We start from the raw sequence: 15,535 nt of genomic DNA on the forward strand, positions 1-15,535 counted from the left end.
GGGTCCCTACGGGCGCCTGGTGCCGAGCCGGTGCTCGGTCGTCAGGTCCTTCTTGTCGAGCCGCGCGTCGAACTTCGCGAGCGGCTTCGCCTTCGCCGGATCCGCCTGGACGGCGGCCGGGGCGACACCCGCCCAGCGCAGGATCGCCGCGGTGGCCGTGGCCTTCTGCTCCGGGGACAGACCGGCGACGTTCGAGCCGTGGTTGCCGCCGGGCACCGTGAAGACATAGCTGTCACGGGCGCCCCTGCCGAGCCGGAAGCGCTCGGCGCCCCACGGGTCGTTCTCGCCGTACACGTACAGCATGTGGTTGGCGTGGTTCTTCACCCAGGTGTCGACGTCGCGCATCACCCAGGGCTGGAACTTCATGGGGATGGAGCTCGGTACGAAGTTGCGCGGCGGCTGGTAGCCGTAGCGGCTCAGCTTGCCGAGCCAGGGCTGCCTGATGTCGGGCGAGCCGAGCTGGGTGCCGGCCTGGTAGTAGTACGGCGTGTAGTTCGCCAGGCCCTGGTCCGCGTAGGCGGAGAAGCCGGAGATCGAGTCGATCGAGTCCCAGATCGCCTGGTCGGTGGCGCTCTTCGCGTCGGCCGGGATGGTGTCGCAGTCGGCGAGCAGGCTGTACTGCCAGTACGCCCAGACATAGTCCATGACGACGGCCTCGTAGGCCTTGTCCAGGGTGCCGACGGTGGTGAAGGTGTAGCCGTTGTCGGCGGCGTACTGCTGGTACTTCTTCTCCAGCGGGGCCCGGCGGACCAGCGCCTCGCGCTGCACGCCCTGGAGCCGGTCGCGGCACTCCTTGGTGCCCACGTTGGCGAAGAACCGGTCGTACGCCGAATCCTCCTTGTTGACCACGTCGTTGGGCGCGACGTAGGCGACGACGCCGTCCATGTCCTTCGGGTAGAAACGCTCGAAGTACGTGGCGGTCATGCCGCCCTTGGAACCGCCGGTGGTCAGCCAGTTCTTGGAGTAGATCCGCTTCAGCGCGGTGAAGACCCGGTGCTGGTCACTGGCGGCCTGCCAGATGTCGAGCTTCGACCAGTCGGCGGGCGACGGACGCGACGGGGTGAAGAACCGGTACTCCAGCGAGACCTGGTTCCCGTCGATGATCCGGGTCGGCTCCGAGCGGCTGGCGTTGGTGGAGACGTTGTAGCCGCCCGTGTAGAAGACCGTCGGGCGGGACGTGTCCTTGTGCAGCACGGTGATGCGCTGCTGGAACGTGCCCTTGGACGGGTGCCGGTGGTCGATCGGCTGGGTGTAGTTGAGGACGAAGTAGCGGTATCCCGCGTACGGCTTCTCCTCGATGAGACTCATGCCCGGGATGGCCAGGATGCGGTCCTTGATGTCCGTGCTCGTACCGCTGTCACTGACGGCGGAACGGACCGCGGCCGGTTCTGCGGCGGTGGCCGCCCCGGCCGAAGCACCCGTCGCACTCACTGTGCCGATGAGCACCGCGAGCGACAGGAACCCTCTGAGCGCCTTACGCATACACACTCCCCTTGGTTCACAACAGACGTCGTGAACCTAGCCGGGCAATACCCGCACCACCAGACCCTGTTGCGCGGGTGTGTGCTCACGTCATCCGGTCAGCACAGGATCCAGCCCGTGGTGCCGGTCTTCCCGGAGATCGTGCCCGAGGCCCGGACGCACCGGTTCAGCGCGTGCACGGTCACCGGTCCGGCCTGCTGGGTGAAGGAGCCGCTGTCGATGACGGGCCGGCCGCCGCGGGGCTGGATCTGTACGGACATCGGGCGCCGTTTTCCGGGCTTGGCCGCGACGGCGACGGCGCAGGCGTAGGAGCGGGTCCGGTAGACGCGCAGCTCCCCCGTCGAGAACTTCACCGTCTTCGCGGGCCGTCCGGCGCACACCGAGGCGGCGTCGGCACTGCTCGCCTCCACACCGCCGACGACGAGCCCGAGAGCGGTCGCCAGAGCCAGGGCGAGCAGGCGGAACGCCGCGCGTCCCGTACGCCCGCCGTGTCGTTCGGTCCCTCTGGTCACCAGCAGCCCCATCGCCATCGCCTCGTCGAACACACGGGCCCCTACCCGACACCTGTGCGCACCTACGTGTATCTGCCTACGACGCGGGAGGCCATCCGGAGGTTGCACCCGGCGCGCTCCGTGTTCCGCCCGGCCGGACCGGCCCACGATGGGCCCACCGGACAGAGCCGTACGAAAGCCTTACGAAAGGCGGGAATCGCAATGACCCGACTCCGCACCTCCGGGCGTCCTGGTGGCCCGCGCGTCATCGGCCGCACGCTGCTCGCCGCCGCGCTCCTGACCGCCGTGGCCGCCGTCCCGGCCGCCGCCGTCGTGCCGCAGGGCGCGCCGGCCGCCGCCGCGGCGCGCGCCGCGGCCCCGGCGTACGAGCAGGTCGTCCACTTCTACGGCGCCTACATCGACGCGGTCGCCGCCGAGGACGGCGCCGAACTGGCCGCCTCGTTGCGGGACTTCTACCTCACGCCCGGCCTGCGCGCCGAGCTGGGCGACTGGGAGGCTGCCCATGGCGCCGACGGTGTGCTGCACGCCCAGAACGCCCCGTCCGGCTTCCGTGTCAGCGGGGGCGACAGCGGCGCCGGGCACACCTGGTCGACGGTCCGGCTCACCTGGGGGTCGGACCAGGACCCCACGTACACGTATCTGAAGGTCCGCTCGGACCTGGCGACCGGGAAGATCTCCGGCATCCGGGAGTAGCCGCCCTTCCTCACACGGCCGCCGGCTCGTCCTCTCCTATGAAGGTGCGCCACAGCACCGCGTAGTGCCCGTTCCGGGCGAGGAGTTCGTCGTGGGTGCCGTCCTCGACGACGCGGCCGTGGTCCATCACCACGACCCGGTCGGCGCGGGCGGCGGTGGTGAGGCGGTGGGCGACGACGAGGGTGGTGCGCCGGCCCGCGAGCCGGTCGGTCGCCTGGTTGACGAGGGCCTCGCTGGCGAGGTCCAGGGACGCGGTGGCCTCGTCGAGCAGCAGGATGTCCGGGTCGACGAGTTCGGCGCGGGCGAGCGCGATCAGCTGGCGCTGGCCGGCCGACAGGTTGCGGCCGCGTTCGGCGACCTCGTGGAGGTAGCCGTCCTCCAGGGTGGCGATCATGTCGTGCGCGCCGACCGCCCGGGCCGCCGCCTCCACCTCGGCGTCGGTGGCCTCCGGCCGCCCGTACGCGATGGCGTCACGCACCGTGCCGGCGAAGAGGTACGCCTCCTGGGGGACGACCCCGAGCCGGTGCCGGTACGCCGTCATGTCCAGCGCGCGCAGATCGGTGCCGTCCGCCGTGACCCGGCCGCCCGTCGGGTCGTAGAAGCGGGCGACGAGCTTGACCAGGGTGGACTTGCCGGCGCCGGTCTCGCCGACGAACGCGACCGTCTGGCCGGCCGGGATGCGCAGGTCGATCCCGCTGAGCGCGGTCTCCTCGCCGCCGTACGCGAAGGACACGTCCTCGAAGGCGATGTCGCCGCGCAGCGACCTCACGTCCTGTGGTTCGTCCCGGTCGGCGGTGGACGTCGGCTCCTGGAGGAGTTCCTGGATGCGGCGGAGGGAGACGGTGGCCTGCTGGTAGCCGTCGAAGACCTGCGAGAGCTGCTGCACGGGGGCGAAGAACAGGTCGATGTAGAGCAGGTAGGCGACCAGCGCACCCGTAGTGAGCGTGCCGTTGTCGACCCGGCCCGCGCCGACGATCAGCACGGCGGCGGCGGCCACCGACGACAGCAGCTGGACGAACGGGAAGTACACCGAGATCAGCCACTGGCCGCGGACCCGGGCCTCGCGGTAGTGGTCGCTGCGGGCGGCGAACCGGTCGGAGCCGTCCCGCTCGCGGCGGAAGGCCTGGACGATCCGGAGGCCGGAGACGGACTCCTGGAGGTCGGCGTTGACGACGCTGATCCGCTCACGGGCCAGCTCGTACGCCTTGACGCTCTTGCGGCGGAAGAAGAACGTGCCGATGACCAGCAGCGGCAGTGTCGCGAAGACGACCAGGGCGAGTTCCACGTCGAGGACCAGCAGCGCCACCATGATCCCGAAGAACGTGACGACGGAGACGAAGGCCGTGACGAGACCGGTCTGGAGGAACGTCGACAGGGCGTCCACGTCCGTCGTCATCCGGGTCATGATCCGGCCGGTCAGCTCGCGCTCGTAGTAGTCCAGGCCGAGGCGCTGGAGCTGCGCGAAGATCTTCAGCCGCAGCGAGTAGAGCACGCGCTCGCCGGTGCGGCCGGTCATCCGGGTCTCGCCGGTCTGGGCCGCCCACTGCACCAGGACGACGAGGAGGCCGAGGGCGGAGGCCGTCCAGACCGCGCCGAGTGCCAGCTGGGTGACTCCGTCGTCGATGCCGTTCCTGATCAGTACGGGCAGCAGCAGGCCCGCCCCGGCGTCCACGGCCACCAGAGCCAGGCTGACCAGCAGCGGCAGCCCGAAGCCGCGCAGCAGCCGGCGGAGCCCGTAGGACTCCTCGGCGTGCACGGCGCGGGCCTCGTCGACGTCCGGGGTGTCGGTCGCCGGGGGCAGGGCCTCGACCTGGGCGAGGAGCTCGGGCGTGGCGGGGGTGCCGGCCGCGTCGGTCTCGCGCTCCTCCTCCTTGCGGACCCACAGCTCGGGCGTGATGCCCCGTTCGGCGTCGAACTCCGCGTCGATCTCCTCCTGGAGCGCGCGGTCGTCGGCGGGGTCCGGGGCCGCCTTGGTCAGGTGGCCGGGCGAGGTGCCGCCCAGCTCGTCCGGGTCGGTGAGCAGGCGACGGTAGAGCGCGCAGCGGCGCTCCAGCTCCTCGTGGGTGCCGATGTCGGCGAGCCGGCCGTTCTCCAGGACGGCGATCCGGTCGGCGAGGTTGAGGGTGGAGCGGCGGTGGGCGATCAGCAGGGTGGTGCGGCCGGCCATGACCTGACGCAGGGCGTCGTGGATCTCGTGCTCGACGCGGGCGTCGACGGCGGAGGTGGCGTCGTCGAGGAGGAGCAGCCGGGGGTCGGTGAGGATGGCGCGGGCGAGCGCGACGCGCTGGCGCTGGCCGCCGGAGAGGGTGAGTCCGTGCTCGCCGACCTTGGTGTCGTAGCCGTCGGGCAGGTCGGCGATGAACCGGTCGGCCCGGGCGGAGCGGGCCGCCTGTTCGATCTGTTCGTCGGTGGCGTCGGGAAGCCCGTAGGCGATGTTGGCGCGGATGGTGTCGGAGAACAGGAAGCTGTCCTCCGGTACGAGACCGATGGCGGCCCGCAGCGAGTCGAGGGTCAGTTCGCGCACGTCGTGTCCGCCGACGAGGACGGCGCCGTGCGTGACGTCGTAGAAGCGCGGCAACAGCAGCGAGACGGTCGACTTGCCGCTGCCGGACGCGCCGACGAGGGCGACGGTCTCGCCGGGTTCGATGGTCAGCGAGAAGCCGTCGAGGACGGGGCGGTCCTCGGTGTAGCCGAAGCGCACGTCGTCGAACTCGACACCGGCGGGGATGCCGGCCGGCAGTTCCTTGGTGCCGTCCTGGAGGGACGGTTCGGTGTCGATCAGTTCCAGTACGCGCTCCACACCGGCGCGGGCCTGCTGGCCGACGGTGAGGACCATGGCGAGCATCCGGACCGGGCCGACGAGCTGGGCGAGGTAGGTGGAGAAGGCGACGAACGTGCCGAGGGTGATCTCGCCGCGGGTGGCGAGCCAGCCGCCGAGGGCGAGCATCGCGACCTGGCCGAGTGCGGGGACGGCCTGGAGCGCGGGGGTGTAGCGGGAGTTCAGGCGAATGGTGCGCAGCCGGCCGGCGAAGAGCCTGCGCCCGACCTCGCGCAGCTTGCCGGTCTCCTGGTCCTCCTGCCCGAAGCCCTTGACGACGCGGACCCCGGAGACGGCGCCGTCGACGACTCCGGCGACGGCGGCGGCCTGCGACTGGGCGTACCAGGTGGCGGGGAAGAGGCGGGTGCGGGAGCGGCGGGCGATGTACCAGAGGGCGGGGGCGACGGCGACGGCGATGAGGGTCAGCAGCGGCGAGAGCCACGCCATGATCACCAGGGAGATCAGGAAGAGCAGGACGTTCCCGATGGTCATCGGGAGCATGAAGAGCAGGCTCTGGATCAGCTGGAGGTCGCTGGTGGCCCGGCCGACGACCTGTCCGGTGGAGAGCTCGTCCTGGCGTCTGCCGTCGAGGCGGGTGATCGTCCCGTAGATCTCGGTCCGCAGGTCGTGCTGGACGTCGAGGGCGAGCCGGCCGCCGTAGTAGCGGCGGATGTACGTGGAGACGTACACGAGTGCGGCCGCGACGATCAGCAGTCCGGTCCAGACGGCCAGGGACCGGGTGTGGCCGACGACCACATCGTCGATGATGACCTTGGTGACGAGGGGGACGAGGGCCATCACGGCCATGCCGGCGAGCGACGAGCCGAGCGCCAGCAGCACGTTGCGCCGGTAGCGCCAGGCGTATCCGCTCAGCCTCCGTGCCCAGCCGCGCGGCTCTCCGCCGCTTCTCTGCTCGCCTGCGTCCGACACGCGGTGCCTCCCGATCGACCTGCTGTACCGGAAGGCACCAACGCGGTGGGCTGCGGATTTCATCCCGCTGCAACAAATACGGGACCTTCGGCGTAGGTCCTCGGGCGGGCCCGGCCCGATCCGGACGAGAGGTTTCAGGCCGGTTCGGTGGGGGTCCGCGCGGGGCGGGCCGTGAGCCGCCCCAGATGGTGGAAGAACAGGTTGAGCAGGACGGCCGACAGCGTGCCGAGCATGATGCCGCTCTCGAAGAGCACCTGGAGCTGGCGCGTGGGCATGTGCTCCGCGAACTGGGGATAGGCCGTGGGCAGGAAGCCGATGCCGAGGCTCGCCGCGACCAGCACGGTGTTGCGGGCGTCGGAGAGGTCGGCCTTGACGAGGATCTGCACGCCGACGACGGCGATCGTGGAGAACAGGACGATGGTCGCGCCGCCCAGCACGGCGGCGGGCATGGCGGCGACCACCGCACCCACCTTGGGCATCAGGCCGAGGACCAGCATCAGCACGCCGGCCGCCGCGACGATCCAGCGGGAGGTGACGCGGGTCAGCCGCAGCAGTCCGACGTTCTGCGAGTAGACCGTGGTCGGGAAGGAGTTGATCAGCCCGGCCAGGACGGTCGCCAGGCCGTCGGCGCGCAGGGCTCGGGTGATGTCGCGTTCGTCGACCTCGCGTCCTGCTATCTCTCCGACGGCGAAGAACTGACCGATGGACTCCACCGCGATGATCACGAGGACGAGGACGATCGCGAGGACGGCCATGACGTCGAAGCGCGGTGCGCCGTAGTGCAGGGGGGCCTGCATGCCGACCCAGTCGGCCTCGCCTATGCCGGAGAAGTCCGTACGCCCCACGGTCGCGGCGAGTGCCGTTCCGGCGGCGAGGCCCACGAGCACGGCGACGGAGGCGAGGAAGCCCTTGGCGAACCGGGACAACACCACGATCACCGCCAGCGTGGCCCCGGCCAGGCCGAGATGCGCGGGGGTGCCGAAGTCGGCTGCGGAGGAGTCGCCGCCGCCGACCTGCCGCGCCGCGACACCCATCAGGGTCACGCCGACGATGATCACGATGGTGCCGGTGACCAGCGGAGGGAAGAAGCGGATGAGCCGGCCGAACACGGGCGCGACGAGGAAGAGGACCACTCCCGCCGCGATCACCGCTCCGAAGACCGTGGGCAGTCCCGCCTTCCCCCCACCCGCGGCGACGCCGACCGAGACCAGAGAGGGCACGGCCGCGGTCGACATGCCCTGGACGACGGGCAGCCGGATGCCGATGCCCGGCAGGCCGACCGTCTGCAGCAGGGTCGCGGCCCCGCAGGCCACCAGCGCGGTGTTGATCAGGGCCGCCGTGTCGGCAGCGGACAGCCCCATGCCCTGAGCCACCAGAAGCGGCATGACCACGGCGCCCGCGTAGAACGCGAGGACGTGCTGCAGGCCCAGCGCACCGAGTCGCCACCACTGCGGCACCGCCTCGACCGGATCGGCGACAGGACCTCCGGCGGTCTTCCCGTCCTGCCTCTCCTCCTGCTCCTCCCGCTGCCCGTGTGCCGGTTGCGTGTGCGTGTCGGTCATGATGTCGCCACCCTTCTCCGCCGGTCCTGGTTCCCGTCACGCCACGGCTCGGTCAGAGCCCCGAAATCCGCCCGCCGCACCAGGCGCTCCGCCCGCTCCCGGGCGTGCGCGGCCAGAGCCTCCTCGTCGACGCCCGGGCAGTGGCCGTTCTCGTACACGACGCGTCCGTCCACGAGCGTCATCACCACGTCCGCCGCACGGGCGGAGTAGACGAGCGCGGACACCGCCCGGTGCACGGGCTGCACGGCTGTCCCCGTCAGGTCCACGACCACCAGGTCGGCCGGCGCGCCCGGCCGGATCACCCCGCCGCCTTCGATACCCGCGTACCGGGCACCGTCGCGTGTCGCGGCCTCGATGGCCTCCTCGCACCGCACGGCCGAGGGATCGAGCCTGCTCAGGCGCTGCCCGAACAAGGTCTGCTTCATCACCTCGAACATGTCCTGGCGACCGCCCGCACTGGGGCCGTCCGTGCCGAGGGCCACCACCGCGCCCGCCTCGCGCAGGCCGCGCCACGGCATCGCTCCGGAGGCCAGGTAGGCGTTGGAGCAGGGGCAGTGGGCCACGCCCGCCCCGTACGCGCCGACCGCCTCGGTCTCCTCCTCGTCGAGCCACACCGCGTGGGCCAGTGTGGCGTGCTCGTCCAGCAGGTTCTCCGTCGCCAGCCAGGCCACCGGCCGTTTCCCGTACCGGTCCAGGAAGCTCTGCGGGTCCTTGGCCCCCTCACTGCAGTGGGTGTGCCAGCGGATCCCGTGCTCACGGGCGAGGGCAGCGGCTCCGCGCACCAGGTCCCGGTCGCCGTAGGAAAGGTTCAGAGGGGCGGGCCAGACGCGCACCTTGGACTCGGCGCCACGGGCGGCCACGCACTGCCGGGTGAGTTCGAGCTCCTGGTCGGTGCTGTAGCGGTAGAGGGATGTCGGCAGGCCGCGCGCCTCGGCCACGGCGGTACGGTCGCCGAGCATGCCGCGGGCGACCGCCCCGCGCAGTCCGATCTCCTCGATCGCGTCGGCGACGGCCAGCACGGTCTCGGGGTCGCTGGGCGCGTAGTGGTGGTCGACGACCGTGGTGATGCCGGCCCGGGCAGCCTCCACTGCACCCAGCCGGGCGGCGATCCGGGCGTCCTCGGAGTCGAGGTGAATGGCGTACGGCCACATGAACTCGTTCAGCCACCGCCCGATGGCCAGGCCGTCGCCGATGCCCCGGGCCAGGCTCTGGAACAGGTGGGTGTGAGCGTCGGTGAAGCCGGGCAGGACGGCGCTGCCACGGCAGTCGACCGTGCGGAGCGGGCGCCAGCGGGCGACCAGCTCGGCGGTCGGGCCTGCGTCGACGATCCGGTGGCCGTCGACGGCCACCGCTCCGTCGGGGTGAACGGTGCGCGCGTCGTCGACGGTGACCACCTGGGCACCGGACAGCAGCAGCGTGCACGGACGTGGTTCGGACATGCGGGACCCCGCTTTCGTGCGTGGGTTCGGAAGGGGCCGCCGTGGCCGTTCGCGCGTGCGGCCACGGCGGCGGCGGTCGCCCTGGGGGGGGCGGCTGCGCTGGGGGCGGCTGCCCGTCAGCCGGCGAAGTTGGCGGCGATGCGCTGCCGCAGGTACTCCTCGGCGGTGATCGGCGCGTGGCGCCCGTCCGGCGCGGCGATCACCGCGTCCCGGTCGGCCTGCGCGAAGTACGCGATGGAGTGGCGAGGCCCCTGGTCGTCGTCCGGGCCGGGCGTGGCGACCCGGTGGAAGTTGGACGGCAGGAGGTCGCCGCTCCACCGCATGAGCATGTCGCCGATGTTGCAGGTGATGAGGTCGCCGCAAGCCGGCACGGGAGTCCACGCACGGCCGTCCGCCTCCTTTCCGGGGCACACCTGGAGACCGTCCTGCCCGTCACGCTGGAAGAGGAGGGTCAGACAGTCGAAGTCGGTGTGGGCTCCGGCGCGCCACCCGCCGTCCGCCCGGCCGCGTGCCTGCTCGGGGACGGCGTAGTAGTGCAGCAGCCGCAGGGTGCTCTGGTGGAGAGGGCTGGCCGGATCGTGCCGCCGGGCGAAGAAGTCACGTGCGAATCCGAGACGTTCGGCGAAGCAGGACAGCACCTGGTGGGCGACGGTGTGACAGCGGCGCTCGAAATCGAGCAGGGTCTCGCGGAACCCCGGCAGTTCGCCCTCGTCCGGCCAGAGCCCGTCCATGTGCGGCCGGGTGAGCTGGTAGGACTCCTTCTCGTCCGGGGTGCCGGTGGAGGGGCGTACCTGACTTCGGTACTCCCAGCCCGTGTTCAGCCCCTTCTTGAGCGCGTTGCGGCTCTTGACGGCGACGGGCAGGTCGAAGTACGCCTGGGCCGCGGCGAACGCCGCGTCGATCTCGGCCGGGTCGAGGCCGTGCCCCGAGAGCTGGAAGAAGCCGATCTCGGTGGCGGCCTGCCACAACTCCTCGGCGATGTCGGCGCGGCGGGCATCGAAGTCGGTCAGATCGACGACCCGGATGTCCCGGGCAGCGGTCGCGGTCCCGGTCGCGGCGCCCATCCGCCGCTCCCGGTCGAGCTCCTCCTCGGCCCCGGTCACGCGCTCGGCGGGCATGCTGTACGGCTCTGTGGTCAACGTGGTTCTCCCTCTTCGCTGCGTACGCGGCCGTTGAGCCGGTACGCGGGGGAACGAAGCGCGGTCACCGCCCCCGGCGCTTCCACCGTCCCGCACAGGGCGGGCCGGGCACGCACGCACCGGCCTTGCTGCCGGACGCGTCGTGAGCTTGCAGCCCGGGTGGAGGGTCGAGCCCGTCGGTCCCGGGAGCTGCGCGATGCCGAGAGTCTTGCGCCCAGGTGTTACGGGGGCGCTACGGAAAGTGTCCCCCGGGTTAAAGCGAAGGCCCGGGGACCCATCCGGTGGGCCCGGAGGGGATTCCGCGTCGAGCGAGGCGCCGGGGTGCCGCGGCCCCGGGGAGAGCGTGCCGGGCTCCGCGAACCCGGCACGCTCCGGACCAGGGACCCAGGTCCCTGGTCCGGACGGACTACCGCACGGGCACGGTGAGCATCCGGCCGGCCGGTGCCTCGGGTACCGGCGGGATGGCCTCCTGGAGGAGCGGGGTCACGGTGGGGGCGTCCGCCCGGCGCAGGGTGCGGGCGGACAGGTCGCGCAGGATGCGCGGCTTCGCCGGCGGCAGGTTCAGGTCCTTGTGCACGACCTTGGCGACGGCCTGGATGGTGTTGACGCCGTCCGTCATCGTCTTGTTGTCCTGGGTGAGCACCGTGAGCACGTAGTCGTGCCCCTTGCCCGTGAAGGCGCCGATGCTGTGTACCCGCCAGCCGTGGGTGGCGCGCTGCAGCCAGCCGTTCTTGACCTGGACGGTGACGCCGGCCGGGGCCCCGGCGGGCGTGCCCCAGCGCTGGCCCGAGACGACCTTGCGCATCAGGCCGAGCTCGTAGGAGCGGGCGCTGTCGGTGAGCACGGAGTTCTTGGCGGTGAGGAGGGTCAGCAGCCGTTGCTCGTCCTGGGCGGTGATCTGGGTCAGCCCCCAGTAACCGCCGGACCCGGGCACGGTGTGCGTCATCCCGGCCGCCTTGAGGAAGGCGTTGACCTTGGTGACGCCGAGCTGCTTCCACAGGGCGGTGGTCGCGTTGTTGTCGGACTTGGTGATCATCGCGGTGCTGAGGTCGGCCTCGCGCTGCGTGAGGTGGCGGCCGCGCTTGGCGTTGTCCCAGAGCAGCGTGGCCAGCACGGTCGCCTTCACGACGCTGGCGGAGTCGTACTTCGACGTGGCCCGGAGCGTGCACGTGGTCTTCGTGGTCCGGTCGTAGAGGGCCACCGCGGCGGTCGACGCGCGTCCCTTGAGCGCGGCGGTGATGTCCTTCGACAGCTTGGCGGCGAGCCCGGACCTCGCCGAGGTGCAGCTCGCCGTCGGTGTGGCGGCCGCGGCGGGTGCCGCGGCCGCCACGGGTGCGAGCACGCCGACGGCGAGCGCGGCACTGAGTGCGCCGCGGGCACGTCGGGATATGCGGGGTGTCGTCATGTGTGTGGCTTCCCGTCCCCTGAGGTTCGTGGGCGCGCCCCCCGGCGTGCCCACTGGGTTGACTCGCGGGCGGGCGGAAAGTTGTACGACGAAGGTGGTTCGTGCCCGATTTCATGCCCCGCTCCGTGTCCGCTCCCGTGCCCGGGTTCACGCACGCCTCGTCGCGGCGTTCCGCCGCGGGCCGTGGCGGGTAGTGATGCCCTCTGCCGGTGGAACGGAGGAGGGACCATGCCGGAGGAGCAGTCCACGGATGCCTATCGCTGCGGTCAGTTGTACGCGGCCCTGGAGACCTTGCAGTTGCTCGCCGACATCGGTTCGCGCGCGCTGGGCCGCGCGGACATGCGGGACAACGCCGCGAAGAAGCCCCGCACCCATATGACCGAACCGCTGATCATGGTGGGCCGGTCCCTTCATTCCGCGCGGCTGCGTGGCCGGGCGGCCGCGGCCGGCGCGGTGTTCCGGATGATCCCGGATCTGCTGCCGGCGGCCCGGGACCTGCCGGGCAGCCAGGACGCCGCGCAGCGCGAGGAGTTCGCCCGGGGCAGGCGGGATCAGCTGGAGGTCATCGGCAAGGAGACCGCCGCGCTCTGAGGCGACGCGCCTGTGCCCGGGACGGCTGCGGTCCCGGGCACACAGGCATGAGGGCCTCGGAGGTGCGTCGCCTCGCGTCGCCTCGTCAGAGGTGCGTCGGCGCGAACATCCGCAGCAGCGCCGGGAGTACGACGACCGAGGGGCCGGGCTGCGCGAGGGCCTTGGCCAGGTCGTCGGTGAGCGCCTCCGGGCTCGTACGGACCGCGGGGACGCCGAAGGACTCGGCGAGGGCCACGAAGTCCGGGCGGGACAGTTCCGTCGCGCTGGTCTCGCCGAACGCGTCGGTCATGTACTCGCGCAGGATGCCGTAGCCGCCGTCGTCGACGATCAGCCAGGTGACGGGCAGGTCGTACTGGCGGGCGGTGGCGAGTTCCGCGATCGAGTACATCGCGCCGCCGTCCCCGGACACCGCGAGGACGGGCTTCGTCCGGTCGGCGGCGGCCGCCCCGATGGCGGCCGGGAAGGCGTAGCCGAGGCCGCCGGAACCCTGGGCGGAGTGCATGGTGTTGGGGTGGCGGGCGTCGAAGGCGGCCCAGGCCCAGTAGCCGAGGATCGTCATGTCCCAGAAGCTGGGTGACGCGTCGGGCAGGGCGGTCCTGATCCCGGCGACGAGGCTTTGTTCCAGGGTGAGTTCCTGGGCGGCGATCCGGTCCCGTACCCGGCCGAGCACCGCCGCGACGCGCTCGGCGGCGGCCGGGTCCGGGCGCGGGGTGACCGCGTCGAGGAGGTCGGCCAGCGCGTCGCGGGCGTCGGCGTGGATACCGAGGGCCGGGTGGTTGGCCTCCAGCTTCCCGGCGTCGGCCTCGATCTGCACGACACGGCCGCGGGGCGCGAACGTGTAGTAGTTCGAGGAGAGTTCGCCGAGTCCGGAGCCGACGACGAGCAGGACGTCGGCGTCCTCCAGGAAGTCCGTCGTGTGCCGGTCCTCGATCCAGGACTGGAGGGAGAGCGGGTGCTCCCACGGGAAGGCGCCCTTGCCGCCGTACGTGGTGACGACCGGGGCGCCGAGCTTCTCCGCCAGGGCGCGCAGCTTGCCGGACGCGTCGGAGCGTACGACTCCGCCGCCCGCGATGACCGCCGGGCGCTCCGCGTGCGACAGCAGGTGCGACGCCACCGCGATGAGTTCGGGGCGGGCGTGCACCTCGCGCGGGGTGGCGTCCATCGCGGTGACGACGGGCAGGGTCGTCTCGGCGCTGAGCACGTCCTCGGGGATCTCGATCCAGACCGGGCCGTGCGGGGCCGTGAGCGCGGACTCCCAGGCGGCCGCGATCGCGGACGGGATCTGTGAGGCGGTACGCACGGTGTGCACGGACTTCACGATGTCGCGGAACGACGCCTTCTGGTCACGCAGCTCGTGCAGATAGCCGTGCCGGCCGCCGCCGAGGCCCGCGCTCGCGATCTGGCTGGAGATCGCCAGTACGGGGGCGGAGGCGGCCGCCGCCTCCTGGAGCGCGGCGAGCGAGGTGAGCGCGCCGGGTCCGGTGGACAGCAGGAGCGGGGCGACCTCGCCGGTGACGCGCCCGTAGGCGTCGGCGGCGAAGCCCGCGTTGTTCTCGACGCGCAGGCCGACGTAGCCGAGGGACGAGCGGCGCAGCGCGTCGAACATGCCGAGCGCGTGCTGCCCGGGCAGGCCGAAGACCGTGGTGGCGCCGAGGCCCTGGAGCGTCTCGACGACGAGGTCGCCGCCGTTGCGTCCGGGCGGCGGGCTGAGTGCGGCGGCGAGCTGGGCGGGCGTGAGCTCGGGCCGCTCGTCGTGGTGGTCGTGGCTCACTGGTCCCCCGCCTCCACGGCCGGCTGCCGGGCGTCCGCGATCTGGCGGGTCATGATCGTCGTCAGTTCGTACGCGGCGTGCGAGGCGGCGACGGAGGTGATCTCTGCGTGGTCGTACGCGGGGGCGACCTCGACCAGGTCGGCGGAGACCAGGTTGCAGGAGGACAGCCCGCGCACGATCTCCAGCAGCTCCCGGGAGGTGAGGCCGCCGGCCTCGGGGGTGCCGGTGCCGGGGGCGTGGGCCGGGTCCAGGACGTCGATGTCGATGGAGATGTAGAGCGGCCGGTCGCCGATGCGCTGACGCAGCTGGTCGGCGATCTCGTCGACGCCGCGCCGCATGACGTCGGCGGAGGTGACGATGCCGAAGCCCATCTTGGCGTCGTCGGTGAGGTCCTGCTTGCCGTACAGCGGGCCGCGGGTGCCGACGTGGGAGAGCGCGGACGTGTCGAGGATGCCTTCCTCGACGGCCCGGCGGAACGGGGTGCCGTGGGTGTACGCGGCGCCGAAGTACGTGTCCCAGGTGTCGAGGTGTGCGTCGAAGTGGAGCAGCGCGACGGGGCCGTGCTTCTTGGCGACGGACCGCAGCAGCGGCAGCGCGATGGTGTGGTCGCCGCCGAGCGTCATCAGCCGGGCGCCGGTGGAGAGGAGGTCGTCGGCGGCGGCCTCGATCGTCTCGACGGCCTCGTTGATGTGGAACGGATTCGCCGCGATGTCCCCGGCGTCGGCGACCTGGGCGAGGGCGAACGGCGAGGCGTCCTGCGCCGGGTTGTACGGGCGCAGCAGCCGCGAGGCCTCCCGGATCGCGTTGCCGCCGAAGCGGGCGCCGGGCCGGTAGGAGACGCCCGAGTCGAAGGGCACCCCGACGACGGCGACCTCCGTCGTGCCGACCTCGTCGAGGCGGGGCAGCCGCGCGAACGTCGCGGGTCCGGCGTACCGCGGGACACGGGACGAGTCGACGGGGCCGCGCGGCGCTTCGTTGCTGCTCATGGGGTGGAGGGCCTTTCCTTCGTTCCTTCGGTGACGCGCTGCTTCGAGTGTGCCGGATCCCGCGGAGGGGCATGGAAGCGCGCGTTCGGGTCCGCTCCGACGCTAAGCGGCCGGGCGGACACCCTGAAGTGTATGTTTCATCCATCGCGACCGTTGAGAACGGACGAACCCTCCATGCCCCTCCGCGGGATCCGGCACACTCGAAGC

At 72.0% G+C, this 15,535-nt stretch carries 11 protein-coding genes; 2 read left to right on the forward strand and 9 right to left on the reverse strand.

The features are described 5' to 3' along the window. Window positions 1-6: 6 nt before the first annotated feature. Together EAO72_RS20435 and EAO72_RS20440 are read right to left on the reverse strand one after the other, a co-directional pair. Window positions 7-1,482 carry a S28 family serine protease gene (locus EAO72_RS20435; RefSeq protein ID WP_148018773.1) on the reverse strand — a complete coding sequence of 492 codons (1,476 nt, stop codon included), beginning with the start codon at window positions 1,480-1,482 and terminating at the stop codon, window positions 7-9. A 98-nt stretch (window positions 1,483-1,580) separates the two neighbouring features. Continuing rightward, a complete protein-coding gene (locus EAO72_RS20440; RefSeq protein WP_410090537.1) occupies window positions 1,581-2,006 on the reverse strand; it encodes a hypothetical protein in 426 nt (141 codons plus the stop codon). Window positions 2,007-2,195: 189 nt separating this feature from the next. On the opposite strand from EAO72_RS20440, the gene EAO72_RS20445 reads away from it, so the two are divergent. Further along, window positions 2,196-2,687, forward strand: a complete 492-nt coding sequence (locus EAO72_RS20445; protein WP_148018774.1) for a hypothetical protein — start codon at window positions 2,196-2,198, stop codon at window positions 2,685-2,687. Between the two features lie 10 nt (window positions 2,688-2,697). Here EAO72_RS20445 and EAO72_RS20450 read toward each other — a convergent pair whose 3' ends face one another. From EAO72_RS20450 to EAO72_RS20470, 5 genes are all read right to left on the reverse strand, one after another. Next, window positions 2,698-6,435 carry an ABC transporter ATP-binding protein gene (locus EAO72_RS20450; RefSeq protein WP_148018775.1) on the reverse strand — a complete coding sequence of 1,246 codons (3,738 nt, stop codon included), beginning with the start codon at window positions 6,433-6,435 and terminating at the stop codon, window positions 2,698-2,700. A 134-nt stretch (window positions 6,436-6,569) separates the two neighbouring features. Next, window positions 6,570-7,997, reverse strand: coding sequence for a nucleobase:cation symporter-2 family protein (locus EAO72_RS20455; protein ID WP_148018776.1), 1,428 nt, complete (start codon window positions 7,995-7,997; stop codon window positions 6,570-6,572). Then, on the reverse strand, window positions 7,994-9,436 hold the full coding sequence (locus EAO72_RS20460) for an amidohydrolase family protein (RefSeq protein ID WP_148018777.1): 1,443 nt from the start codon (window positions 9,434-9,436) through the stop codon (window positions 7,994-7,996). The genes EAO72_RS20455 and EAO72_RS20460 overlap by 4 nt, the downstream gene beginning before the upstream one ends. A gap of 116 nt (window positions 9,437-9,552) precedes the next feature. Further along, window positions 9,553-10,554 (reverse strand): isopenicillin N synthase family dioxygenase, encoded by a 1,002-nt coding sequence (locus EAO72_RS20465; RefSeq protein WP_148021923.1) that lies wholly within the window; start codon window positions 10,552-10,554, stop codon window positions 9,553-9,555. A gap of 427 nt (window positions 10,555-10,981) precedes the next feature. After that, window positions 10,982-11,980, reverse strand: coding sequence for a serine hydrolase (locus EAO72_RS20470; protein ID WP_148018778.1), 999 nt, complete (start codon window positions 11,978-11,980; stop codon window positions 10,982-10,984). A gap of 228 nt (window positions 11,981-12,208) precedes the next feature. On the opposite strand from EAO72_RS20470, the gene EAO72_RS20475 reads away from it, so the two are divergent. Continuing rightward, window positions 12,209-12,571, forward strand: coding sequence for a hypothetical protein (locus EAO72_RS20475; protein WP_148018779.1), 363 nt, complete (start codon window positions 12,209-12,211; stop codon window positions 12,569-12,571). 85 nt (window positions 12,572-12,656) lie between these two features. Here the strand turns inward: EAO72_RS20475 and EAO72_RS20480 are convergent, their stop codons facing one another. Together EAO72_RS20480 and speB are read right to left on the reverse strand one after the other, a co-directional pair. After that, a complete protein-coding gene (locus EAO72_RS20480) occupies window positions 12,657-14,342 on the reverse strand; it encodes a thiamine pyrophosphate-binding protein (protein WP_148018780.1) in 1,686 nt (561 codons plus the stop codon). Next, window positions 14,339-15,328, reverse strand: coding sequence for an agmatinase (gene speB, locus EAO72_RS20485; protein ID WP_148018781.1), 990 nt, complete (start codon window positions 15,326-15,328; stop codon window positions 14,339-14,341). Before speB ends, EAO72_RS20480 begins: the two co-directional genes overlap by 4 nt. Window positions 15,329-15,535: the final 207 nt, after the last annotated feature.

This window comes from Streptomyces sp. OR43 (assembly GCF_008042275.1).
In the GTDB taxonomy this organism is placed as follows: Bacteria; Actinomycetota; Actinomycetes; order Streptomycetales; family Streptomycetaceae; genus Streptomyces.

Coding starts and splice junctions, on each gene's coding strand:
- EAO72_RS20465 (WP_148021923.1), bottom strand. CDS start 10,554: ATGCCCGCCGAGCGCGTGACCGGGGCCGAGGAGGAGCTCGACCGGGAG.
- EAO72_RS20440 (WP_410090537.1), bottom strand. CDS start 2,006: ATGGGGCTGCTGGTGACCAGAGGGACCGAACGACACGGCGGGCGTACG.
- EAO72_RS20455 (WP_148018776.1), bottom strand. CDS start 7,997: ATGACCGACACGCACACGCAACCGGCACACGGGCAGCGGGAGGAGCAG.
- EAO72_RS20435 (WP_148018773.1), bottom strand. CDS start 1,482: ATGCGTAAGGCGCTCAGAGGGTTCCTGTCGCTCGCGGTGCTCATCGGC.
- EAO72_RS20475 (WP_148018779.1), top strand. CDS start 12,209: ATGCCGGAGGAGCAGTCCACGGATGCCTATCGCTGCGGTCAGTTGTAC.
- EAO72_RS20460 (WP_148018777.1), bottom strand. CDS start 9,436: ATGTCCGAACCACGTCCGTGCACGCTGCTGCTGTCCGGTGCCCAGGTG.
- EAO72_RS20445 (WP_148018774.1), top strand. CDS start 2,196: ATGACCCGACTCCGCACCTCCGGGCGTCCTGGTGGCCCGCGCGTCATC.
- EAO72_RS20470 (WP_148018778.1), bottom strand. CDS start 11,980: ATGACGACACCCCGCATATCCCGACGTGCCCGCGGCGCACTCAGTGCC.
- speB (WP_148018781.1), bottom strand. CDS start 15,328: ATGAGCAGCAACGAAGCGCCGCGCGGCCCCGTCGACTCGTCCCGTGTC.